The organism is Halostagnicola sp. A-GB9-2, from assembly GCF_030068615.1.
Taxonomy (GTDB): domain Archaea; phylum Halobacteriota; class Halobacteria; order Halobacteriales; family Natrialbaceae; genus Halostagnicola.
Window position 1 is genome coordinate 416,019 of sequence record NZ_JASJOC010000003.1, and the last position, 23,564, is coordinate 439,582.

The following is a 23,564-nucleotide window of genomic DNA, read 5'->3' on the forward strand; positions in this document are numbered from 1 at the left end:
GTGAGAAAAGGGGGGCGATTACAGGGCGAGGATGACGATGAGGAGCGCGAAGATAACGAGTGTCTCCGGAAGCACCGTCAGGATGATCCCTGGGATCAGCATGTCTCGGTCCTCGGCGACAGCACCGACGGCAGCGGCGCCGATACCACGTTCTGCGTATCCTGATGCAAGCGCTGCCAGTCCGACAGCGATCGCTGCGGCACCGTAGTCAGTGAGGAACGGCGATTCTTCGACGGCTCCGTTCTGCAGTACGACCTCGGTAAGTGCGGCTCCAATTTCAATCATGTGTTAGGTAGTTCTCGGTGTCGTTCAACGGCTTCGAACAGGCTATTCTCGCCACGCGGACACTATAAATCCCCCGAAAGAATTCGACATAGCTAAGCTCTCTCATTAGGCCTTAGACCGCTGTGTTTGGGAGTAACACGAGTATTGATTCGAGTCGTTCCGTGACTTCGAACGAACGATGAGAAAAACGAGATTCGACGCAAACGCGCTTAATCGGCTGTGTGTGTTCGATCGTCACCGAACGGCTCGTACTCTTCGCCGCCGCCCTCGTAGAACTTCTGGAAGAACTCGACATACTCGAGGCGGAGCATCTGAATGCCCGCCGCGGTGATGCCGAGCAGGAGGACGACGATGTGGCCGACGACGAACACTATGACACCGAGGATGATGCCGAGAGCCGAGAGCGCGATCCCGTCACCGAGGTGGATGAGTCCGACGAACTGTTGGGAGAGGTCTCCTGTCCCTGCGACAGTTTCTGCCCCAACGCCTGGGATGTCGAAGTACATGTAGCCGTTGGGAGCCTCGTAGGCACCGAACACCAGGAGGTTCACGACGAACGCCATGACACCCTTTGCGAGCAAGACGGCCACGATTCGTAGGTACGAAAGGACGTGACCGAACGCCCAGGCTGGCGTTTCGGCGACACCTGCAATTCCCTCACCGACGGCCACCATGACGAAGCCGACGAGGAACGCGACGAGGCCGATCACACCGACGAGTTCGGGGAACCCGGCGAAGCCGAGATCCATGAAGTAATCGGAACTGTGGAGCACCGCTTCCTCGCCGCTACCGACGAGGAACGGCGGTTTGTACTCCGCTGCCGTCAGGTCTGGGCCGAGCCCGAGAGTTCCCGCGTCCTGATGGCTGAAGATCCAGATGAACAGCCCGTTGAGCGCGAGGATCCACGAGAACTTCTCGAAGATCGCGGCTTTCAGGCCGTGATCAAGCTCGTTAATGAAGCCGATGATCAGCCCAATGTTCAAGTGGACGAGGCCGAAGATGACGCTCACGACCGCCCACAGTAGGACCCACTCGACGGTCTGGATACCCTTCGAGAGCGAGCCAGCGAGCGGCAAGTACAGGCCGAGATCGGCCATGTGGACGCCGAAGATATCGTCGAACAGATAACCGAAGAAGACGGTAAATCCGCCGGCCCAGACTGCGATCGACCCGATCGCGCTCATCGCGTCCGAGTCAAAGAACTTCCAGCAAGCCCAGCCCATAGCCATGTAGAGGATACCGTAACCGATGTCCCCGATCATGAACCCGAACGCGGCCGGGAACGTTAGGAAGACGAGCAGCGTCGGATCGAGCTCCCTGTATTTTGGCTGGCTGACCATCTGCACCATCATCTCGAACGGCTTGGCTGGCGTGAGATTGTCGAGGACGACCGGTGGATCCTCGTCCATCGTCACGGCACCGTCGTCGCGGTTCGCCGTGCCGCCGTCCGTTGCCGCCTTGGGTTTCTCGCCGTCTTCTTCGGCGGCCGTCTCGTCGGTGTCCTCTTCGTCACCGACGACGCCTCCTTCCTCAGCTGGAACCGGAGCCGAGTGCGTCGGCGCGCCGTGTCGATCGTACTCGGCGCGCTCGAGCTCTTCGATCTCGACGCTGTCGCCGACCGCGTCGTTCAACGATGTAACGAGTTCGTCGTACTCCCCGGAGGGAATCCATCCCTCAGCGATGAACGCTCGACGCGTCGTCGCGAACTGGAGCGGGGCATCGGCCCGTTGTGCTTCGATGCGAAGCTCCTCCTCGATCCGCAGGAGGAATCCGCCTTCCTCGAGTTTGATCTCGCCGAGTTCGGCGTCGGTCGCGTCGAGTTCGTCCTCGAGGGTTGCTTTGCGCTCCTCGAGTTCGCTGACGTACTCCTGTGGACTCTTCTCGGTGTCCGGGACAGCGTAGCGATTGAACTCGATCCCGACGAGCGCGTCGTCGATGATTCCCGCCGGCTCGTCACCCTCTGCAGGTGACGCGACGATTGCGACGATGTCGCCGCCCGTAAACGTCTCGTAGGCGCCGATCTCCTCGGCATTGTCGAGCACCGCGTCGACTTCCTCGGGCGCTCCTTCGCCGACGAGCACGTCGACGTGCTCGTAGCCCGAAAGCAGATCGAGGTCGATTCCGAGTTCGGCGAACGGACCGACCCGGTCGAGTCGCTCCTCAACTTGCCGGAGCTGTTCGCGGACCTCGCTTCGCTCGTCGTCGAGCTCGTTTACACGGGTCCGGACGCGCTCGAGGCGCGCCTCCCAGTCGTCAACGAGCGTTCCCGGGGCGACGTCGTCGGCCGACAGATCGAGCGTACTCTCGAGCGCTCGAACCGTCACCAGCTTCTCGGAGACGTTGTCGGCTCCTTCCATGGGGTTGCCGTTTTCGAACCCCTCCCAGGTGCCGTCATAGTCCGAGAGGTGGACCAGGTTGAGCTCGTGAATCGTCTCGATGACCGTGGGCATGACGCCCTTCGAGCCGGTCACCGAGATCTTGCTCATCTGCTCAGGTCTGAGCATGGACGTCCTCCTGGAACAGGGAAACGACGTGATCGGTCACGTCGTCGACCCGCTCTTCGGCTCGTTCGACGAGTGCCTCGCGATCCGCCTTCCCCTCCTCGAGGACGCGTTCGCACTCGTCGTCTATTTGTTCGCGCGCCTCCTCAAGCCGGCGCTCTTTGAGTTCACGCGCTTCCTGTTCAGCGTCTGTGCGAATCTCCTCGGCGCGTTCCCGGGCCTCGGCTATTCGCTCGTCGCGGTCGTTTTCTGCCTTTGCGACGATGTCGTCGGCCTCGTGTTCGGCCGACTGAAGTCGTTCGAGAACCTCTGGCCTCGGCATAATCTAAGCAAGCGAACGTTTGCTCAAGCGCGTATATGGTAGTTGCGAAAGTGATCCACTGATTGGGCCGTCAAAACGCCTAAATCATGACATGGTTACTCAATACACAATCCCGAAATTCGTCCAAAAGGATAGAACAGCAAGCATATTGCGTTCGAACTGAAACCTCACGACTAATGGGAATCCTCGAGAACAAAGCCAGGGCTCGATTCTTTTATAAGTACCTCTCGACGGTGTACGACCGGATCAACCCGTTCATCTGGAACGAACAAATGCGAACCGAGGCCCTCGATTTGCTCGAGTTCGAGGAGGATATGACGGTGCTCGATGTCGGTTGTGGGACCGGGTTCGGGACCGAGGGATTACTCGAGGAAGTCGATCACGTCTACGCGCTCGATCAGAGCGAACACCAACTCGAGAAGGCCTACGGAAAGTTCGGCAAACGAAATCCGTCCGTCCAGTTCCACCGTGGGGACGCCGAGCGGCTCCCCTTCGCAACGGATACGTTCGACGTCGTCTGGTCCTCGGGATCGATCGAATACTGGCCGAATCCGATCCTGGCGCTTCGAGAGTTCCGTCGCGTCCTGAAACCGGGCGGACAGGTCCTCGTCGTCGGACCGAACTATCCCGACCGCCTCGTCGCACAGAAACTCGCCGATGCGATGATGCTCTTTTACGACGAGTACGAGGCCGACCGGATGTTCAAGACCGCCGGCTTCGAGGAGGTCAAACACAAGTTCATGGGGCCGTCTTACGAACCCGACGTTGCGATCACGACGATCGGTCGTGCCCCCGAGAATTGACTCGACGCGTTTCGCTTACCGCGTCGCGTTTGGTCTCTAGCTTGCATCGATCGGCGTCGCATTCTCTTTTCTGTTAGGTTGCCATCTTCTCGAAGCCGTCAGGTTGCCGTCTCCTCGAGTACCGCGATTCGATGGGTGTCAACAGCGAGCGTCACGGTAACCGTATCACCCGTCCCTAATCGCGGTTCGTTCGTCGACGCCAGTCGGACGCTCGCAGATTCTCCTCCGCGCCAGATCGAATCGCTTCTGGCATTGAACGGTCCGGTCGGCGTCTCATCGAACCCCTCCGCACCGACGAACGGAACGGGCGGCTGTGATTCGAGGGGGTCGCCGTTTATTTCGATGGTTATCGCGAGTTTGTCGACGTCGATCGAGTTTCCGCCGATGTGTTCGAGTACGATCGTCGACTGCTGACCGTCGGCAGCGAGATCGAATCCGGCCGCCGGCGGAGACGGTGCCGTTCCAATCGAGTTTGCACCGGCTGCGACGACGGCTGCGAGAACGATGGTAACGACGAGCAACGTCAGTATCCCGACGAGCGAGCTGACCGCTCGAGTCTCCGCTTTCGTTCCCCGCGGAAAGTCTGAATTTCGCGTTTGGAACGCCCTATCGTTCGAAGCCACATGGAACGATGGATCCGTTATCCGGAATAAACCCTCGGCCAACTAGGGTATCGTCAGCTCGACTTCCCCACCGTTTGCCTCGACTTCGACGGTGTACTCTTCGTCCGGTGGCAAGAGCCAGATTGTCCCTTCGTCGTCGGTCTCACCGGCCTCGATTCCGTCGATAGAAACGGTTGCAGACTCGACGGGATCATCTGACTCCGAGTCGTTGACGATGATCTCGATCGGACCGTTCGACGGCGTCTCGTTGTGCGTGAGAACCAGGCCGTTGTCTGTCTCCGTCGTCGTTTCGGAAATCGGTAACGAATCGAGGCTCAACTCCTGGACCTCGTGGTAGATCTCGCCGGAGTTACTGTCGAGGAACGTAGAGAGGACTCCCTGACTGTGGGATATTTCGGCGTGATAGAAGTTCGCTGGGTCCTCGTTGCGATCGCGGAAGCTCGTTTCACCGTCTTCTGCCGCCCACGGGTACAGGTCTTCCGTGTGATGGAACGCATCTATCGTTTCATCGAACTCGTCCCAACCATCTCTATCTCGGTTGTCGAAGCGAGTCGTTTCGACGACGTACGTGTCATCGACTATCGTTTCGAGTTGATACCCGTTTTCGGAGGTTTCGATCTCGATAGTCTGTCCCGTTGCAGTTTCCTGCGTCGTTCCATCGGCTAGCGATCGAACCGACCCCTGTTGCATGTCGAGTCGATGTTCGTCTTCGGTGAGGTCGATGCTGTAGCCCAGAATCTGGTCCTCTTTGTCGTCAATTTCGTCGATCGTGTCAGCGAGCGAGTTCGCCTCGTTGTGGTTCCTGATGAGCTTTTGGATGAACTGTTCGCTAGAGATTTCGTTGTTCGCGTGAGCGGCGGCGGCCGTGTGCGAGCGGTCCTCGAGCTCGTTCGTTCGGTTCTGGACGTACTCTCTTGCCGACCTGATCATCGAGATCTGCTCGTCGCTCGTCGCTTCGTCGAACTCGTGGTCGAGGATTGTGTATCGATCGTATTCGCTCCGCAGTTCGTCGTCAGCGGTCGCGAGTTCGGTCCCTAATGTTGTGCTATAGTCGACCGTGTCCGTCCGAGTCTCCCCGGTTAGTTCGAGGCGGTTCGTCGTGCCGTCGAGGGCCGTCGGTTCGACGGATTGGACGGTCGTCGCCTCGTATCTCTCATCAACGTGGCTACCAGCGGCTGATGGATTCGCCGCACTGACGGCCATCGCTGGGAGGGAGAAGACGAGAAGCAACGCGAGGAGGGCGGGCATCGCGTTCGTCATTACATTACTCTATAACCCTCTGGTACAAAAATGAGTCGACAAGTGACGATCGATAGTAATCGCGGACTACCACCAGACTGCGAACGCACCCGACGAAGTAATACGTGATTTTCCGATGGAAAGTGTTTTTTCCCCTGGGAAACCACCGATTGTACGTATGCGGTTATCGACCGCCTTCACGCTTGCCCTCACAGCCCTCCTCGTTACGTCGACGCTCGGAGCAGTGGCCGCCTCTCCATCTACGCCCGCACCGACGGTGGACGATCGAACCGCCGTCCACGCTTTCACCGCAACGACTGTCCAACACTCGGACAGTTTCGGGGCCGCGGATCCGAAACAGGTCTTCACCATCAACATAACCGAATCTGGAGACGCTGAATGGACCGTCGAAAGTCGCTTCATTCTGGAAGACGACGACGAGACTGAACGGTTTATGCAGTTCGCTACCGACCGGGTCTCCAACGACGACTACCCCATAACGGCGTTCGATCAGGCCAGAGCAAACGCCGAGCAGGCGGTCGATCGAGAGATGTCGATTGAGGACGACCAGTGGAACGAGCCCCGTACCGAGGCACCGACAGAAGACGAACACGACACGATCGAGGCCGATGACGACCTCGATGTCGAAGACGCGAAAATCGGAGTCATATCCTATTCGTTTACCTGGACGAATTTCGGGAAGGTCGACGGTGACCGTATCTACGTCGACGATGTGTTCCAGAACGATGACGGTAGTCTGTTCTCCTTCCTCAACAGCAACCAACAACTCGTTATTCAGGTCCCGCCAAATTACGAAGGGGCGACCCCGGGCGAGGACGACGGTGTCTACACCTGGACCGGTCCCACGGAATTAGACAACGAACCCGACCTCGTCTTCCTGTCGTCGGTCGGTACGAACGGTGGTGGCTTCGACGTCGGATGGATCGGGGGTGGACTCCTCCTGTTCGCGCTCGTGTTCGGCATCGGCGGTTATCTTCTCGCTCAGCGCCGCTCGGATCTCGAGAAGCTTTCCGAACGCGTTCCGTGGGCTTCACTGCCGGGAACTGCGGGCGGCGCGGACGGTGATGCCGGTGCGGAGGGCAACTCTTTCGGGACGAATCGCTCGGTTCCGCCAGCGAGCGAGACTCCGGTTTCTGACGGCCGTCGCGACGCCGAACTCGAGTTTGACGAGGTCGAGGATGTCGATCCGTCGCTGTTGAGTGACGAGGAACGCGTCCACAGAATGCTCAGTGATAACGGCGGTCGAATGAAACAGGCGACGATCGTCAAAGAAACCGGATGGTCGAACGCGAAGGTTTCCCAACTGCTCTCGAAGATGGACGACGACGAGGAGATCGAAAAACTCCGAATCGGTCGCGAGAACCTGATCACGCATCCTGAAGTCGACCCAACCGAGATCGACTGACGAACGGCTGGCGCTTCGAACGGAATTTTACCCAACTATCACATCCAACCGTCGACAAAAAGTTGCTCGTCTACCGGCCGGTCGCGGTCCAAGACACTACGCGAGCGGCGTTCGTTCGACCACTTGTCCGTCATACGTGGGATACTGCTCGACGATTTCCCCGTCCTCGAGGTCGCCCTCGTCGATCATCTCCTCTAAGAGCCACCAGGCGACTTCGACGTGGTTCGTCTTGACGGTGTAGAACTCCTCCGGAACGCCGAGATCCGCGAGTCGATCCGGTTCGGCGTACGTTTTTCCGTAGACGAGCGTGCCGTCGTCGGTGACGTCGTCGAACTCCCTGCGAACGTTCCGTGCGACTCGTTTGAGTCGCCGTCGGTGCTGGGCGGCGTCTTTGAACACGGAGGTACAGAAGTAGGTCCGTTCGTGATCGCCCATTACGTCGAGGATCTTCTCGCGGTCGTTGTCCACCGCACTCATGTGATCCTCTTTGAGTTCGTACCCCTCTTCTTGCATCCGGCGGAAGTTCCCGTCGCTCATCTCGAACTCGTTGATGTTACAGAACTCGGCCGCGCCTTCGTCGAGGAACTCGAGGAACTCCGGTTCGGGGCGGATGCCCGGAATCTCGAAGGCGGGTGTGAGTCCTTCCTCACGCGCGATGTGGAGAATATCCTCCCATTCAGTCCCGTGGAGGTCGCCCCACTGTTCGAGCGGCGGGTGGAACCGTATCTCGTCGAGACCCGCCTCGGAGAGTCGGCGCATGTTCTCTCGGCCGCCCGGAATCCCGGTGTAGAGGTGGGTGTGGTGGTCCTCACCGAACTCGTCTTTGAGCAATTCGAGGTAGTGACAGGTGCGCTCTAAAGCTTCCTGGGGTTCCCCGCCCGTGATCGACGTTCCGAGCGCGTCCATCCGATGGGCTTCGGTGAGCACGTCCTCGTCGTCCTCGACGAGCCGTTCGTTCGCGTAAACGTCCGTGACGTTCTTGCGGTTCTCGCCGAGCGGGCAGTAAAAGCAGTCGCGCTGGTCGCAGTAGCCGTAGACGAACAGCACCATCTTTCCGCCTTTCGCACACTGCTCACAGCCCTTCGAAATCATTCGACTCTTCATACTGTCTCGAGGGTCAAAAGCCGTGCGAAACGTGCAATGGGTGTGTTGCATGTTCACGCCGCGGTCGTCGCTCGCGTCCGAAAGCGGCCGTCGATTCCCGCTCTGGGCGGGTCGTTACTCGAGGAGGGCGGCGGTCTCGAGAACCGTCGCGAACTCGCCTCGAAGATGTGCCAGCGCGTGCTGGTGGGTCGTCTCGGCGTCGAAGGTCGTTCCGTCGTTCCCTTCGCGGTCGAACGTCGCGGTGGCGTCCGCGACGACGATTGGGTCGAAACCGCGGTTCTCGGCCATCCGGGTCGTCGTCGACACGCAGTGGTCTGTCGTAAACCCACAGCAGACGATCGTCTCGATGTCGCGCTCTCGGAGCCACGACTCGAGTTCCGTTCCGACGAACGCGCAATTGACCCGCTTTTCGACGATGGGTTCGTCATCTCGAGGCTCGCCCACTGGCTTGAACGCGTTGCCGGGTTCGTCCGGTCGAAGCGGCGACTCGGGTTCGGTCGAGCTGTGTTTGACGTGGACGATCGGCTGTTCGGCCTTGCGCCACCGCGAGCGCAACTCCCCGATCTTCGCCTCGGCGTCGGGATTGTTCCGCTCGCCGTAGACGGGATTGTCGAATCCCTTCTGCACGTCGATGAGGAGGAGTGCGACCGGCCGGTCGCTCGCGAATAGGTTCATACCGGCTCTTGGCGGGTCGATGGGTTGAACGCTTCGACCGGGGGCCCTCGCCCGATCGGCTGCTGTCTGCCCGATCGCCGGCCCCTCGAGGGAGTCTTTTCGACCGTGGTTCGATCGATTGGCGGTCCGTCGCTTCACCTCCCTTCGAGGGGCCGTACCCCGAAGATGGAAATACCACGCCCCCGTACCCCGAGGCGATGCTGTTGGTCCTGTGCGTCGATCTCGACGACGATCTCGGCCGCAAGACCGGCTTCTCGACGCCAGTTATCGGCCGCGAGCCAGTCGAGGAGGCGGCTGTCGCGCTGGCGACCGCCGATCCCGAGGACTCGGACGTCAACGTCATTTTTCAGGGGATCCACGTCTACGACGACCTCACAGAGCGCGACGAGAGCGTCGAGGTCGCGGTCGTGACGGGTAACGATGGCGGCGACGTCGACGCGAACCGAGAAGTCGGCGACGAGGTCGATACAGTCCTCGCGAGCCTCTCGACTGCAGAGGACGTCACGACGCTGGTCATCACCGACGGCGCACAGGACGAGTCCGTTATCCCGATCATCCGCTCGAGGGCCCCCATCGACGGCGTTCGGCGGGTCGTCGTCCGCCAGGCACAGAACCTCGAGTCGATGTACTACACAATCAAGCAGGTGCTAAACGACCCCGAGACGCGCGGAACCGTCCTGATTCCGATCGGGATCCTCCTGCTGATCTACCCGCTCGCGCTGATCGGCGCGCTCCTCGAGCTCCCGGGGCTCGTCCTCGGCGTCACCTCGACGTTGCTCGGGTTGTATCTCATCTCCCGAGGTCTCGGGCTGGGCGAGTACCTCGATGCGACCGTCGAGTATGGCCGCAGATCGCTGTACGCGGGTCGAACGACCCTGCTCGCGTACGTCGTCGCCGCCGCGTTGTTCGTCCTCGGCGGCGTTAGCGGCGTCAACATGCTCGAGGACACTCGAGCGGCGTCCTCGAGCGAGCTCGGGATCCCCATGATGCTCGCCGCGCTGGTTTACGGCTCGGTTCAGTGGTTCGCAGCGGCGGGGATAACGACCAGCCTGGGCCAGATCACCGACGAGTACATCGCCGGCCGGCTCGAGTGGCGATACCTCAACGCGCCGTTTTACGTGATCGCGATCGCGGTCGTTCTCTATGCGGTCAGCGGGTTCTTCCTCGACGAGTTCGGGATCGCGACGCTCGCGACCGCACTCACCGCGGGCACCCTGCTCGGTATCGTGAGCACGCTCGCGTTCGCGGTCGCAGAATCGAGGTTCTCGGAGGGTTCCCGGCGGGCGGATAGCGCGTAGGAACCCGAGATATCGGCACGAACACGGTTCGCAAAAAACTATTTTCTCTCCCTTCTGTACGTCGGCTATGGCTCCGATAAACGCGGACGACCTCGAGTGGACGAACCTGAACCAGGGAACGATGAACGTCCGACGAAAACAGTTGGGCGAGGCGGCGGACGGCAACCAGCTCGGATGTAGTCTCTACGAAATCCCATCCGGGAGTGAATCGTGGCCGTACCACTACCACACAGCAAACGAAGAAGCGATGTACGTGCTCGCGGGGACCGGAACGCTTCGACTCGCGGACGAGATGTACGACCTCGAGGACGGCGACTACGTCTCCTTCCCGGCCGACGAAACGGGCGGGCACAAGGTGATCAACGACTCGGGCGGTCCCCTCCGGTACCTCCTGTTCTCGACGATGAACGAACCCGATGTCTCCGTCTACCCGGACTCGGAAAAACTCGGCGTGTTCGTCGGCGCACCGCCGGGCGGACGCGAGGAACGGTCCGTTCAGGGGTACTATCCGATGAACGGCGACGTCGACTACTGGCAAGGAGAGTGAGCCCGATATCCACGGATGGGCCAGCGACTACCGCTCGCGCTCGACGACGAACTCCGCCAGCTCGAGCAGGTAGTCTCGTGCCTCCGCATCGACGACATCGACCGTTCCCAGGGCGTCGATCGCCCGATCCGCTTCCGTGCGTGCACGCGTGTTCGCTTCTTCGGGCGTCAGATCGGTTACCTGCACGACGGAGGGTCGCTCGAGGGCGGCGTCGTGGCCCGTCGGTTTCCCGAGTTCCGACGCGTCGGCCGTGGCGTCTAACACGTCGTCTCTGATCTGGAAGGCGACGCCGACGCGTTCGGCGTACTCCCCGAGCGCTTCGACCGTGAATGGGTCGGAGTCGGCCGCGATCGCACCGAGTTCGGCCGCGGCGCGAAAGAGCGCGCCGGTTTTTCGTCGCGCGAGGGTCATGTACTCGGCTTCGTTCGATGGCTGTGAGGAGAGCTCGGTCGCCTCGCCGACGCCGAGTTCGACCATCGATTCGGCGACGACCTGCGTCGCTTTGGGATCCGCCGAAAAGAGCGCGAACGCCTCGCCGAGCAACCCGTCGCTGGTGATAATTGCGGGCCCGTGGCCAAACTCGGCCCAGGCGCTGGTCGTCCCCCGGCGAAGTTCCGAGCGATCGATGATATCGTCGATCACGAGCGACGCGCTGTGGACGAGTTCGATGCCGACGCCGAAGTCGACGGCGTCCGTCCGATCGCCGCCGACGGTTTCACATGCCAGTATCGTCACCATCGGCCGCACTCGCTTCCCCCCCGAGAGCGTCACGTGGCGAACTTCCGACCTGAGCGTCTCGGGGTCGACGCCGTCGACGACCTCGAGGAGACGCTCCTCGATCAGCGCCCGGCGGCGCTCGAGAAGTTCCATTGCCAGCGCTTTGGACGGGGGAAAAAAGTACGTGACGGTTGTGGCCGAAGCTGTTCGGTTTCTCGAGACTGTTCGCACGAATTGGCAAACGGCCGGACAGTGAAAATAGCGCTCGTTTATCGCTATACCGTGGTTCTCGCTTTGGTCAAACCACGCGGCTCACGGGCGTTCGCCCGTTCGCTATACCGTGATTCTCGCTTTGGTCAAACCACGCGGCTCACGGGCGTTCGCCCGTTCGCTATATCGTGGTTCTCGCTTCGCTCGAACCACGCAACTCGCGGGTCGTTCCTCCCCGCTCGCTATATCGTGGTTCTCGCTTCGCTCGAACCACGCTCCTACTGAAACTCCTCGGTCAACGCCGGCACGACGTCGAAGAGGTCGTCGTAGATCGCGTAGTCTGCAATGTCCATGATCGGCGCGTTCTCGTCGGTGTTGATCGCGACGATCGTGTCCGAGCCTTTCATCCCGGCGACGTGCTGAACAGCGCCGGAGATACCGATAGCGATGTAGACGTCGGGCGTGACGACCTTGCCGGATTGGCCGACCTGACGATTCTTCGGGAGCCAGCCGTTGTCGACGATCGGGCGCGACGATGACAGCGTCGCGTCGAGCGCGTCCGCGAGGTCGCGGATGATGTCGAGGTTCTCCTCCTCTTCGATCCCGCGGCCGACTGAGACCAGCACGTCGGCCTCGCTGATGTCGACGTCGCCGCCGCCGACCTCCTCGAAGCCGTTGACGCTCGAGCCGACCGCGTCCTCGTCGATATCGGCGTCGAAGGCTTCGATCGAAGCGTCGCCGGTACCCTCTGCGGTGGGCCACTCGGCGCTTCGGATGGTGGCGACGGCCGGACCGGAATCGACCTCGACGGTCGTTTCGACCTTTCCGCCGTACATTTCGCGGTTGGCAACGAGCGTTTCGCCGTCTGATTCGAGTCCGACCGTGTCGGTGACGATGGGGAGGTCGAGTTCGTTCGCGACGGCGGGTGCGTAGTCGAGTCCGTTGACGCTGTTGGGTGCGAGGACGAACTGTGGGCCGCACTCGTCGTAGAGCTGGCTGATTGCCTGCGTGTAGACGTCGTGGTTGAACTCCTCGCCGTGGTCGACGGTGTGGATGACGTCGACGCCATCGCGGTTTGCCTTCTCGGCGAACTCGTCGACGGTGCCACTAATGATCACGAGGTGGAGTTCGCCGCCGGTCTGGTCGGCGAGTTCCCGTCCGGCAGTGATGATCTCGTAGCTGACGTCTCGCAGTTCGCCGCGTCGGTGGTCGGCGACGGCCAGGATATCGCTCATGGCGCCACCCCCTTCTCGCGGAGGAGATCAGCGAGCTGTCCGGCAGTGTTGTCTGCACCGCCTTCGAAGACGGTGACGTCGCTCTCGGTTTCCGGTTCGAACATTCCGGTGAGCGTCAGGTCGCCCTCGACGACGCCTTCGTCGACGCCGAGGTCGGCGAGACTCTGTACGTCGAGTTCCTTTCGCTGGGCCTGTCGGATGCCCCGAAGGCTCGCGTACCGGGGCTCGTTGATCCCGGTCTGGATCGTCAGGACCGCTGGCAGTTCGATATTCGTCAGCTCCTCGACGCCACCCTCGAGTTCGCGTCGAACCGAGGCGGTGCCGTCCTCGAAGTCGTGCTCGAGGTCGTTGACGACGGCTCCCCACTGGAGGCCGAGGTCCGCGGCCAGAGAAACGCCCGTGGCACCGAAGCTGTCGTCGCCGGACTGAACGCCCGACAGAACGAGGTCCGGGTCTTCTTCTTCGACGACGGCTCGGAGGATATCCGTTTTCGCACCGACGTCGAGCAGGTCGACGCCCTCGAGGGAGTCGTCCCAGACGCGGATGGCGCGGTCGGCACCCTTCGCGAGCGCCTGGCGGATGGTCTGTTCGCAGTCCTCGGGGCCGATCGTGACCGTGACGACCTCGTCGGCGACGCCGTCCTCTTGAAGCTGGACGGCCTCTTCGATGGCGTAGTCGTCCCATTCGTTGAGATCGGCACCGAGGTACTGGTCGGCGATCGCAGTACCGTCGATGTCGAACTCGTCTTCGACGGTCGCGACTTCCTTGACCGTAACGAGAATCTTCATCATTGTTTCGTGCGTTGCCATCCCCGTAAACGTTTTCGAAACCCTGTTTCATACACAAGCAGTTGACTCGATATCTTTTCGAGGGGGCGAGGACGTTCGTTGGACTGGTCGGCGACAATCGTAACGGCTCCCCGTTTCGGCGGCTCGGTTCGAGTCATTCGCCGGAAAAACCGGGAGTTCGCTATCGAGAGCAAACGTCGTTTCCAAGACGCAAGCGGTTTAACGCCGCCGCTGATAGGGAATCATATGGCAGACTGTCCACTTGCCGACGACTGTCCGAGCTTTTCGGAGCGGATCTCGGGTATGGGGTGTCAACACTACGGTGACCGTGGTGGAAAGGAGTGGTGTCAACACTACAACCAGCCGATCGACGATCTGAAGAGCCAACCGATCAAGCGCGGGGAAGAGGTCGTCGTCGACATCGTCGATATGCACGAAAGTGGTGCCGGAGTTGGGCGAACCGAAGACGGCTTTATCGTGATGGTCGACGGCGTGCTCCCCGAAGCTCGTTCTCGGGTCGAAATTCAGCGCGTCCACAGCAGCCACGCTCGAGCCGAAGAGATCGAACGGCTTCCGATGGACTCGGACGAGGACGGCGAGTCGGACGGGAGCGACGGCGAACGCGCCGATGGCGCTGACAGCGAGACGACTGACGACAACCGAAGTGGGCAGCCGGACCGTGAGCGACTCGGAAGTCGCGACAACTTCTGGGGATCGTAACGCTCTCGCAGCGACAGCCGTTTACCGTGGACAGTTGCTTCCATGGAGTCGGTATCGGAGATCGATTGGACAGTTCTGGATGTTCGTCTGGCAGTTTTTATGAAGGTGCTGACAGCCACCGTTCGTTCTCGAGTCGTTCGGGCATTGTTTAGATGAGGCGGTTCTAGTAGTATGCGTAGCCGCCGAAACGTTCATGCTCGTTTCACTCGCCCACGCTCCCCAAATACGGTTCGGCCACCCGATTCGATCGTAGACGCTTTGAGCCCGCCGACACGTAGTAGACCATATGAACACGCTCACGAACCTGCTCGGGAGGCCATCGTCGTGATCGACGACATCGAGGAGCTGCTTGAGGATATCGGGTTCGAGTCCGAGACGAGCATTCTGACCCACCGACAGGCACAGGTCCTCGCCTTGCGGGAGCGAGACGTTTCTCAGGCCGACATTGCTGATGCCCTGGGAACCTCGCGGGCGAACGTCTCCTCGATCGAGTCGAGCGCTCGAGAGAACCTGAACAAGGCCCGCGAGACCGTCGCCTTCGCAGAGGCGCTTCGAGCGCCGGTGCGGGTTCGGGTTCCGTCCGGAACGGACCTGTACGACGTGCCGCAGCTGGTCTACGACGCGTGCGACGAAAACGGCGTCAAGGTCGATCACACCGCCCCCGATCTGATGAAGGTTGTCAGCGATGCGGCCGGACCGGCGGTGAAAGGTCGGAAGATTTCCACCCCGCTCATCGTCGGTGTGACCTCGAACGGGCTCGTTCGGGTTCGACATCGGGAATAATCTGTTCGCTACCCTTTTGGGCTGCGCCCCTTCGATTGCGCTCGGTCGGCTTCCCTGAAGCCTTTGTCCTCCCACCTCGTTTGCCCCCGCATGGATCTGGACGTAGACGGTAACGCGGCACTGGTAACGGCATCCTCGAGCGGTCTCGGGCTCGCGAGCGCGACGGCACTGGCCGAAGCGGGAGCGAACGTCGCTATCTGCGGCCGCACCGAGGAGAAACTCGAGAGCGCCAAAAAGTCGATCGAGGACGCCCGCGAGTCCGCAGATGGAGCGTCCGGAGACGTCCTCGCGGTGCAGGCCGATCTCACGGTACCCGAAGACATCGCCGATCTGGTTGAGGAGACCGTCGACGCGTTCGGCGGGCTCGACCACCTGGTAACCTCTTCTGGCGGCCCGCCGAGCACGACGTTCCTCGAGACCGAACAGAGAGAGTGGTATCAGGCCTACGACCTGCTCGTGATGAGCGTCGTCTGGACGATCGAGGAGGCACACCCGCACCTGCTCGAGTCCGAATACGGCACGATCACCTCGATCACGTCGCGGACGGTCCAGGAGGTCGCGGACGGGCTCCTCCTCTCGAACGCGGTTCGCCGGGGCGTCATCGGACTCATCAAAACTGTTTCTCGAGAGTTCGCACCCGAAATCAGGGCCAACGCCGTGCTTCCGGGGACCATAGAGACGCCCCGAATCGAGGAGCTGATCGAAACCGGAATCGAGCGAGGAACCTACGAGGACTACGAGGCGGGACTCGCCGATCTCTCCGATGAAATCCCGATGGACCGAATCGGTCAACCCGAGGAACTCGGCGAGACCGTCGCGTATCTCTCGAGTCCGCGTGCAAGTTACGTCAACGGAGCTGAGATCCCGATCGACGGCGGCTTGCTCCGGAGTTAGGGTGTTTTCGAGACCTCGATAGCCCCACGAAACGCGACCGCGACGGTCCCGCACGTTTTTCCCCTCCGCCCGCGCGTTTTCGAGTATGAAAGGTGCCGACCACGAGCGAACCGAAGCGGGGTTCAAGGTACGCACGCCCGTTGACGAGGCGCGCACCGTTTTGAAAGACGCTCTCGAGTTCGACGAGCGCGAACCCGATACCGAAGCGCTCCCCATTGAACAGGCCAGCGGACGCGTAATCGCCCAATCGGTGACGGCGTCGCGAAACGTCCCGCACTACCAGCGCGCGGCGATGGACGGCTACGCGGTCCGCGCGGCGGACACGTTCGGAGCCAGCGACCGGTCTCCCGCCGTTCTCCGGATCGCCGACGACGAGTCTGTCACCCCCGAGACCGCCGTCCGAGTCCACACCGGGAGTTCGATCCCGGAGGGGAGCGACGCCGTCGTGATGATCGAACACGTCGAAGAGTTCGACTCCTCGAGCGAACTCGAGGTCGCCGACGCGGTCGCCGAAGGGGAAAACGTCGCGCCGGTGGGCGAAGACGTCGAATCGGGACAGGTGCTCTACGAACCGGGACACCGCCTCAGGCCGTCGGATCTGGGCCTGCTCAAATCCGTCGGACTCGCGCGCGTCCTGGTCGCCAAGGAACCTCGAGTGGGCGTCATCCCAACGGGCGAGGAACTCGTCCAGCACGATCCCGACCCCGGAGAGGTCATCGAAACCAACGGTCTTACTGTCTCGAGGTTGGTCGAAGACTGGGGCGGACGAGCGACCTATCGAAACATCGTGACCGACGATCACGACGCGCTCCGGGCCGCCATCGAACGGGATCTGACCAAAGACGTCGTCGTCACGTCCGGCGGCTCGTCGGTCGGCGAACGCGACCTGATCCCGGAGGTCATCGACGACATCGGTGAGGTCATCGTCCACGGCGTCGGGCTCAAACCCGGCCACCCGGTCTGTCTCGGCGTCGTCGAAGAGACCCCCGTTCTCGCCCTGCCGGGCTATCCTGTCGCCTGTATCGTCAACGCCGTCCAGTTCCTGCGTCCGGTGATGCGCTGGCTCGAGGGCACCGAACCCGAACCCCACCCGACGACGATGGCCCGACTCGATCGCAAGATTCCCAGCGAACCCGCGACGCGGACCTTCGCGCGGGTCACACTCGAGGAACGCGACGCGGACGACGCGGCGGATACCGCTTCCAAGAACGAACCGGATTTCGACGCAGTGCCGACGAGAGCCAGCGGCTCGGGCGTGCTCTCGAGCGTCTCGCTCGCGGACGGATGGGTCGTCGTCGACGACGACCGCGAGGGGATTCCGGCGGGCGAAACCGTCGCGGTACAGCGCTGGGAGTAACCCACGCGAGCCGTCTCGCGCTCGAACGACACGACGTTTGGAAGGCCGCCGTCTGCCTGCGCGCGATAACTGTCTGCAGCCCTCTCTGATACGGTCGGTTGGGGGAATAGCGTCAGAAACCTCCCGAGCGACGGTTCTCGAGGATTGTCTGTGTACTCTGCTACACACAAAACTTATTTCAGAGTCGGACACAGAAACGATCAGATTCCACGAATGATCGAGCCGTTGAACGGAGTAGCCTGCACACAATCGACGTGGAGCCACTCGGCCGCGTCTACCGGGAGCGCCTAACATGGGCGTCGCGTCGAAGTTGGGACAGATCGGGCCGAATACTGAACGGTACCAGCGATTTCTCACCCACCTCGAGCCGGTTCGCCGGCGGATTCGATCTCGGTTCTCGATCGATACGCGCGCACTCGCCGCCCTTCGAATTTCGCTCGGGCTCATTCTTCTGGGCGACCTGCTCTACCGTGCCGGAAACATAGAGCGGTTTTACACCGACGACGGGGCCTATCCCCTCGCGGCCTACGAGGGGACCTACGGGCAGGTCATCGACTTTTCGCTTCATGCGATGTCGGGGGAGCTGTGGGTGCAACAGCTGCTGTTCGGTATCGCAGGGGTGTTCGCCATCGCGTTCGTGCTCGGCTATCGGACGAGGCTGGTCGGCGTCGTCTCGTTGCTTCTCTTGCTCTCGTTGCAGGCGCGAAACCCGACGATTCTCAACGGCGCGGACCGACTGCTCCGGGTCATGTTGCTGGTCGCGCTCCTGACGCCGCTGGGTGAGCGGTGGTCGATCGACGCGCTTCGTCGCGGTTCGGCCCGGTCGACCGCCCTTAGCTTCGGAACCGCCGCGCTCCTCATCCAGCCGCTGATGGTGCTCTCGCAGAACGCGGTGCTCAAGTACGAAGGGGACACCTGGTACGAGGGCGAAGCGGTCCAGATCGCGCTCTCGAACGACGTGATGACCGTATTTCTGGGCAACTACCTCGTCTCGTATCCCGGACTCCTCGAGGTACTCAACTGGATTTGGGTCGGTTTGCTCGCCGGGTCCGTCGTTTTCCTTCTCCTGACCGACGGGCGGCTCCGGGCGTTTTTCGCGCTCGTCTATATGGGTGCGTTCACGGGGATGGTGACTACGATGTCGGTCGGGCTGTTCCCGTTTGTCCTGTCGGCAACCATGCTCCCGTTTCTCACGGCCCCGTTCTGGGAGACCCTCTCCCGTCTGGCACCTGCCGCGCTGACGGACCGGCGACCGTCCGCGTCACAGCTCGGGCCGCTCGGCCGACCGCCCGTCGAGCGCCGCGTTCTCGACGCGCTCGACCGGCGTGGGTACGAGTCCAAAACGTCGTTCGTCCGCGCGTACAGCGGCGCGTTGCTGACCGTCCTCGGCGTTATCGTTCTCGCGTCGATACTGCTGTACGGGACGACCTACGTGACGGGACACGACGTGCCGGACGAACTCGACTCGAGTTACCTCAACGAACAACACTGGGGATTGTACTCGCCGAATCCGTCGGAAGCCTACAGCTGGTACAGCGTCGAAGCGGAACTCGAGTCCGGCTCGCAGGTCGACGCGTTCGGGGGTGGAAACGTCACCGCCGATCGCCCGCCGGACGCTTCGCAGGAGTACGATACCTTCCGCGATCGGAAGTTCATGGAATCAGTTCGCGACTCCGGACAGGGTGATTCGAACGGCGTGATCTCCCGAAGTTATGCCGAGTGGGCGTGCGAAGAGGCCAACGCGAATCACGACGAGTCGGTCGAAGCGGTGACGGTGTACCGGTTCTATCAGCCCAGTCCGATCGACGGCGAGTACGAGGATACGGGGCAACTCACCGTCATCGAGAGGGAGTGTTAGTCGGGTTCCACGACCGGTTGGCTCGAAAATCCGTTGGTCCGATCGGTCACTGCTCGAGCGCTAATCGAACCGCGTCCGCGAGCGTGCTCACTCGAGTGATGTGTTCGTAGGTTTCCTCTCGGACGCCGTTTGTCACGTATGAGAAGGCGACGTTTCGCTCCGGGTCGGCCCAGCCGACGCTACTGCCAAGCCCCGCGTGGCCGAACACGCGCGACGGCGTGAGCGACCCGAACGGATCCGCACTGGTTCCGCCCTTCCAGACGCCGAGGCCGTACCGCGATGGCCGGTGAAGCGTGCCGTCCTCGTCCGTCGCGGCCCAGAGTGTCGTCATCGCCTCGACGCTGTCTGGCTCGAGGACGCGTGTTCCGTCGAGTTCGCCGCCGTTCGCGAGGCAGGCGTAGAAACGAGCCATGTCCCGAGCCGTGCCGATCCCGTTCGCGGCGGGGATCACGGATCGATGGATCGCCTCGTCGTTGAACGACTCCGCGACTTCGGCGTGGTTGCCCAGTCCTTCCTCGAGTTCGCGACAGCTATCGAACGGCGCGAATCCGGTGAGCGTCGCGACTGGATCGTCCTCGTCGTCCCGGAGCCCGATCCCGGTGTCGTCCATCTCGAGCGGTTCGAAGACCCGATCGGCAGCGACGGCCTCGATCGGCCGACCAGAGACTCTCCTGACGAGTTCGCCGACGAGCCAGCCGAAGGTTAGCGAGTGGTAAGCCGGCTGTGTTCCGGGAGTGAAGATCGGTTCCATCTCCTCGAGCATTTCGATGACGGCGTCCCAGTCGCCCCAGAGGTCGGGACGCTGATCGATTTCGCCGTAGGGGAGCCCCGCCGTATGGCTGAGGATCTGCCGGACGGTTATCGTCGCCTTCGCCGAACCCTCCTCGGCGAACGACGGCCAGTGATCGACGACGGGGTCGTCGTACTCGAGTTCGCCGTCGTCGACGAGGGCGTGCAACGCCGTCGCCGCGTACGGTTTCGTACACGAGAACAGGACGTGGCGCGTTTCCGGCGTCGTCGGCTCGACGTCTACGTCGCAGGCGTCGTCCTTGTTCAGTCCCATCACTCCGCCTGCGAGGTCGATCTCGAGTCGGCCGTCGACGTACACCGCACACTGTGCGCCGTGGTGAAGGCCGACCTCGAGCTGTCTGTCGAAGAGTTCCCCGATCCGCTGTCGATCCCCCTCGCTCAATCGAGACATATCATCGACTCAACTGGCAATTTCATAACTATTCCTATCCAAGATATCCGGTACCGACTCGCCTATGCACACTGACGCCTCACTTCTGTCCGCTCCGACCGCCGAATCGACGTATCGCGACGTAAACGGCGTTCGACTACACGTCGTCGCCGCAGGCGACGAATCCGATCCACTGGTCGTCTTGCTCCACGGCTTCCCCGAGTTCTTCTACAGCTGGCGCGAGCAGATCGAGCCGCTGGTCGAGGCGGGGTATCGCGTGCTCGTTCCGGACCAGCGCGGCTACAACCTGAGCGAGAAACCCGACGGGGTCCGGGCGTACAGAAAGAGCGAACTCGCCCGCGACGTCGTGGAACTGATCCACAGCGAGGGCCGCGACTCGGCCCACGTCGTCGGCCACGACTGGGGCGCGTCGGTCGCCTGGGAACTCGCGCTTCGCTACCCGTCAACCGTGGATCGCCTCGGGATCGTCAACGTTCCCCATCCGTCCGTCCTCCGGCATCACATCCTGCGAAACCCCTCCCAGCTACGGAAGAGTTGGTACGTCTTTTACTTCCAGCTCCCGCGGATTCCCGAGTGGTCCAGTAGCCGGAACAACTTCGAATACTTCGTGCGAGCGTTGCGCTCGAACGCGTCGCCGGGAACGTTCACCGACGAAGATCTCGAGCGCTATCGCGCCGCGTGGAGCCAACCGGGCGCGCTGACGGCGACGATCAACTGGTACCGCGCCGCGGTCCGTCACGCCGCCTCGCCGCCTCGCGAGATCGTCTCCGCTCCGACGCTTATCGTGTGGGGAGAACAGGACTTCGCACTCGAGCCCGAGATGGCTCCCGAGAGCATCGCCTACTGCGACGACGGCCGTCTCGAGCGGTTCCCCGATATCGGCCACTGGGTTCCTCACGAGGAGCCGGAGGCGGTGACGGCGTTGCTCCTCGAGCATTTTGACCGGTGAGTGAGATACTCCAGACAGGAGCTGCAATCGACCGACGTTTTTAGCCCCCGAGACCAAACACCCGCTATGGACCGCAAGGAATTTCGCGACCTCGCGTCGCCAGCAGCGGCGCGCGAGGCCATCGATTCGCTATCGCTCGAGGGCGGCGTCGAACGGGTACCGCTCGAGGAGGCTCGCGGCCGCGTGCTCCTCGCACGGATCGACGCCGAACTCGACGTTCCAGGCTTCGATCGGTCGAACATGGACGGCTACGCGCTTCGGGCGAGGGACACGTTCGGCGCGGATGAGGCCGATCCGGCACGTCTGGATCTCGTCGGGACGGTACACGCGGGCGAGGAACCCGACGTGACGGTCGGTGAGGGCGAAGCCGTCGAAATCTCGACCGGTGCGGTGATGCCCGAGGGTGCCGACACGATGGTTCCCGTCGAGCGGACGGACGAGGCGGGTGCGGGGGTTGGCGGCGACGACGGCGATACTGCGGATACCGCTTCCGAGGTACTCGTCCGAACGAGCGTCGCACCCGGCGATAACGTGATGTTCGCCGGCGCGGACGTCGCCGCGGGCGAACGGGCGCTCGGGCCCAGAACGCGACTGACGCCGCGGGATATCGGCCTCCTCTCCGCGCTCGGTCGCGAGGAAGTCCCGGTTCGGGCGAAGCCTCGAGTCGGCATCGTCTCGACCGGCGACGAACTCGTCAGGCCGGGCGAAAGCGTCGAGAGCGCTCGTGGAGAGATCTACGACGTGAACAGCTACACCGTCGCCGCGGGTGTCGAAGACGCCGGTGGGGAACCCGTTCTCTACCCCCACGCCGGCGACGACCAAAAGGAGATGGAGCGCGTGCTTCGCGAGGCCGCTGCCGAGTGCGACCTCGTCCTCTCCTCCGGCTCGACGAGCGCGAGCGCCGTCGACGTCATCTACCGCGTCATCGAAGAACAGGGCGAACTTCTCTTGCACGGCGTCGGCGTCAAACCCGGCAAACCGATGCTCGTGGGCCGACTCGCGGACGCCGGACCGCGCTCTGGCGACTCGGAAGGTGGGTCGAACCCGTCCGAAGGTGAATCGGCCTACGTCGGCCTCCCCGGTTATCCCGTCTCCGCGATGATGGTCTTTCGAACGTTCGTCGCGCCGGCGATCCGGGAGGCAGCGGGCGTTCCGGAGCCCGCGAGCGCAACCGTCTCGGGAGCCATGGCAACGGAAGAGCGCTCCGAACAGGGTCGACTCCGACTCATGCCCGTCGGCGTCACGACCAACGGTGACGGCGAGCGCCTCGTCTATCCAGTCGACAAGGGAAGCGGCGCGACGACGAGCCTCTCCGAAGCCGACGGCGTCGTCGAGGTCCCGGCGGACATGGATTACCTCGAGGCCGGCGAATCCGTCACGGTCCAGCTCTTTTCGCCGGACGTTCAACCGCCGACGCTGTTGGGCGTCGGCGAAGACGACCCGTCGCTCAATCGCCTGCTCGACGACCTCGAGAATCCCCGATATCTCCCAGTCGGGACGCGACCGGGCCTCAGGCGGCTTCGAAACGGCGTTCCGGATTTCGCCGTCGTCGCCGGACCGCTTGAGCGAGACGTCGACGCGTCCGAACTCGGCCGCTGGACTCGCGAGTGGGGCCTGATCGTCGAACCGGGCAATCCGCGAGAGATCGAGGGACTGGCGGATCTCGTCGATCGCGATCTCAGTTTCGTCAATCGGACGACTGACTCGGGGCTTCGGACGAGTCTCGAGCGCGCGATCGACGACCTCGCCGACGAACGCGACGCGTCGCGAGGCGAACTCACCGAGGCGATCGACGGATTCGATCTCGGACTCCGAGCACACGAGAGTCCGGCTCGACGCGTCATCGCCGGTTCGGCGGACGCCGCCGTCGGCCTTCGCGAGACGGCCGAGCACCTCGATCTCGAGTTCGTCTCCCTCGGCGACCAACCCGTTCGCGTGCTGGGCGATCCGGATCGGCTCGAAAAACCCGGCGTCCGCGCACTCGTCGAGCGCCTCGAGGAGTGAAGTTGATTTGAACTGCTTGATTACG

22 protein-coding genes are annotated in these 23,564 nt (G+C 62.3%); 11 read left to right on the forward strand and 11 right to left on the reverse strand.

Features of this window, described 5'->3' with window-relative positions:
- Nucleotides 1-18 precede the first annotated feature (18 nt).
- From QNM96_RS10595 to ahaH, 3 genes are all read right to left on the reverse strand, one after another.
- The gene (locus tag QNM96_RS10595; protein ID WP_283836209.1) at nt 19-285 is read right to left on the reverse strand and encodes a hypothetical protein; all 267 of its coding nucleotides are present in this window, start codon (nt 283-285) and stop codon (nt 19-21) included.
- Nucleotides 286-494: 209 nt separating this feature from the next.
- Nucleotides 495-2,789, reverse strand: a complete 2,295-nt coding sequence (locus tag QNM96_RS10600; RefSeq protein WP_283836210.1) for a V-type ATP synthase subunit I — start codon at nt 2,787-2,789, stop codon at nt 495-497.
- Entirely contained in the window at nt 2,776-3,108 is a 333-nt protein-coding gene (gene ahaH / locus QNM96_RS10605) for an ATP synthase archaeal subunit H (protein ID WP_283836212.1), read from the reverse strand. The genes QNM96_RS10600 and ahaH overlap by 14 nt, the downstream gene beginning before the upstream one ends.
- A gap of 176 nt (nt 3,109-3,284) precedes the next feature.
- Here ahaH and QNM96_RS10610 point away from each other — a divergent pair, with 176 nt between their 5' ends.
- A complete protein-coding gene (locus tag QNM96_RS10610) occupies nt 3,285-3,911 on the forward strand; it encodes a methyltransferase domain-containing protein (protein ID WP_283836214.1) in 627 nt (208 codons plus the stop codon).
- A gap of 98 nt (nt 3,912-4,009) precedes the next feature.
- On the opposite strand, the gene QNM96_RS10615 is transcribed toward QNM96_RS10610, so the two are convergent.
- A complete protein-coding gene (locus QNM96_RS10615) occupies nt 4,010-4,534 on the reverse strand; it encodes a type IV pilin (protein ID WP_283836216.1) in 525 nt (174 codons plus the stop codon).
- Nucleotides 4,535-4,576: 42 nt separating this feature from the next.
- Nucleotides 4,577-5,794 carry a hypothetical protein gene (locus QNM96_RS10620; protein WP_283836218.1) on the reverse strand — a complete coding sequence of 406 codons (1,218 nt, stop codon included), beginning with the start codon at nt 5,792-5,794 and terminating at the stop codon, nt 4,577-4,579.
- A 157-nt stretch (nt 5,795-5,951) separates the two neighbouring features.
- Here QNM96_RS10620 and QNM96_RS10625 point away from each other — a divergent pair, with 157 nt between their 5' ends.
- Nucleotides 5,952-7,199, forward strand: a complete 1,248-nt coding sequence (locus QNM96_RS10625) for a hypothetical protein (RefSeq protein ID WP_283836219.1) — start codon at nt 5,952-5,954, stop codon at nt 7,197-7,199.
- A 96-nt stretch (nt 7,200-7,295) separates the two neighbouring features.
- Here QNM96_RS10625 and QNM96_RS10630 read toward each other — a convergent pair whose 3' ends face one another.
- Together QNM96_RS10630 and QNM96_RS10635 are read right to left on the reverse strand one after the other, a co-directional pair.
- Complete coding sequence (locus QNM96_RS10630) at nt 7,296-8,291, reverse strand: radical SAM protein (RefSeq protein ID WP_283836382.1); 996 nt, start codon at nt 8,289-8,291, stop codon at nt 7,296-7,298.
- 126 nt (nt 8,292-8,417) lie between these two features.
- Nucleotides 8,418-8,978: a cysteine hydrolase family protein gene (locus QNM96_RS10635; RefSeq protein WP_283836220.1), complete on the reverse strand. Its 561-nt coding sequence runs from the start codon at nt 8,976-8,978 to the stop codon at nt 8,418-8,420.
- A gap of 197 nt (nt 8,979-9,175) precedes the next feature.
- On the opposite strand from QNM96_RS10635, the gene QNM96_RS10640 reads away from it, so the two are divergent.
- Nucleotides 9,176-10,276 (forward strand): DUF373 family protein, encoded by a 1,101-nt coding sequence (locus tag QNM96_RS10640; RefSeq protein WP_283836221.1) that lies wholly within the window; start codon nt 9,176-9,178, stop codon nt 10,274-10,276.
- Nucleotides 10,277-10,343: 67 nt separating this feature from the next.
- Nucleotides 10,344-10,823, forward strand: a complete 480-nt coding sequence (locus QNM96_RS10645) for a cupin domain-containing protein (RefSeq protein ID WP_283836223.1) — start codon at nt 10,344-10,346, stop codon at nt 10,821-10,823.
- 27 nt (nt 10,824-10,850) lie between these two features.
- Here the strand turns inward: QNM96_RS10645 and QNM96_RS10650 are convergent, their stop codons facing one another.
- The 3 genes from QNM96_RS10650 to QNM96_RS10660 all read right to left on the reverse strand — a co-directional run bounded on the left by QNM96_RS10650 (nt 10,851) and on the right by QNM96_RS10660 (nt 13,773).
- The gene (locus tag QNM96_RS10650) at nt 10,851-11,693 is read right to left on the reverse strand and encodes a polyprenyl synthetase family protein (RefSeq protein ID WP_283836224.1); all 843 of its coding nucleotides are present in this window, start codon (nt 11,691-11,693) and stop codon (nt 10,851-10,853) included.
- Between the two features lie 335 nt (nt 11,694-12,028).
- Complete coding sequence (locus tag QNM96_RS10655; protein WP_283836225.1) at nt 12,029-12,985, reverse strand: electron transfer flavoprotein subunit alpha/FixB family protein; 957 nt, start codon at nt 12,983-12,985, stop codon at nt 12,029-12,031.
- A complete protein-coding gene (locus QNM96_RS10660) occupies nt 12,982-13,773 on the reverse strand; it encodes an electron transfer flavoprotein subunit beta/FixA family protein (RefSeq protein WP_283836226.1) in 792 nt (263 codons plus the stop codon). Before QNM96_RS10660 ends, QNM96_RS10655 begins: the two co-directional genes overlap by 4 nt.
- Before the next feature lie 246 nt (nt 13,774-14,019).
- Here QNM96_RS10660 and QNM96_RS10665 point away from each other — a divergent pair, with 246 nt between their 5' ends.
- From QNM96_RS10665 to QNM96_RS10685, 5 genes are all read left to right on the forward strand, one after another.
- A complete protein-coding gene (locus tag QNM96_RS10665) occupies nt 14,020-14,493 on the forward strand; it encodes a TRAM domain-containing protein (RefSeq protein ID WP_283836227.1) in 474 nt (157 codons plus the stop codon).
- Nucleotides 14,494-14,817: 324 nt separating this feature from the next.
- Complete coding sequence (locus QNM96_RS10670) at nt 14,818-15,276, forward strand: Tfx family DNA-binding protein (protein ID WP_283836229.1); 459 nt, start codon at nt 14,818-14,820, stop codon at nt 15,274-15,276.
- A 90-nt stretch (nt 15,277-15,366) separates the two neighbouring features.
- Nucleotides 15,367-16,170 carry an SDR family oxidoreductase gene (locus tag QNM96_RS10675; protein ID WP_283836231.1) on the forward strand — a complete coding sequence of 268 codons (804 nt, stop codon included), beginning with the start codon at nt 15,367-15,369 and terminating at the stop codon, nt 16,168-16,170.
- Nucleotides 16,171-16,255: 85 nt separating this feature from the next.
- Nucleotides 16,256-17,527 carry a gephyrin-like molybdotransferase Glp gene (gene glp / locus QNM96_RS10680; protein WP_283836234.1) on the forward strand — a complete coding sequence of 424 codons (1,272 nt, stop codon included), beginning with the start codon at nt 16,256-16,258 and terminating at the stop codon, nt 17,525-17,527.
- 292 nt (nt 17,528-17,819) lie between these two features.
- Nucleotides 17,820-19,385 (forward strand): HTTM domain-containing protein, encoded by a 1,566-nt coding sequence (locus tag QNM96_RS10685; RefSeq protein WP_283836236.1) that lies wholly within the window; start codon nt 17,820-17,822, stop codon nt 19,383-19,385.
- A gap of 46 nt (nt 19,386-19,431) precedes the next feature.
- Here QNM96_RS10685 and QNM96_RS10690 read toward each other — a convergent pair whose 3' ends face one another.
- Nucleotides 19,432-20,586 (reverse strand): serine hydrolase domain-containing protein, encoded by a 1,155-nt coding sequence (locus QNM96_RS10690; RefSeq protein ID WP_283836238.1) that lies wholly within the window; start codon nt 20,584-20,586, stop codon nt 19,432-19,434.
- 64 nt (nt 20,587-20,650) lie between these two features.
- Between QNM96_RS10690 and QNM96_RS10695 the strand changes: the two genes are divergently transcribed.
- Together QNM96_RS10695 and QNM96_RS10700 are read left to right on the forward strand one after the other, a co-directional pair.
- Nucleotides 20,651-21,535, forward strand: coding sequence for an alpha/beta hydrolase (locus QNM96_RS10695; protein ID WP_283836239.1), 885 nt, complete (start codon nt 20,651-20,653; stop codon nt 21,533-21,535).
- Between the two features lie 66 nt (nt 21,536-21,601).
- Nucleotides 21,602-23,539: a molybdopterin biosynthesis protein gene (locus QNM96_RS10700; protein WP_283836241.1), complete on the forward strand. Its 1,938-nt coding sequence runs from the start codon at nt 21,602-21,604 to the stop codon at nt 23,537-23,539.
- Nucleotides 23,540-23,564: the final 25 nt, after the last annotated feature.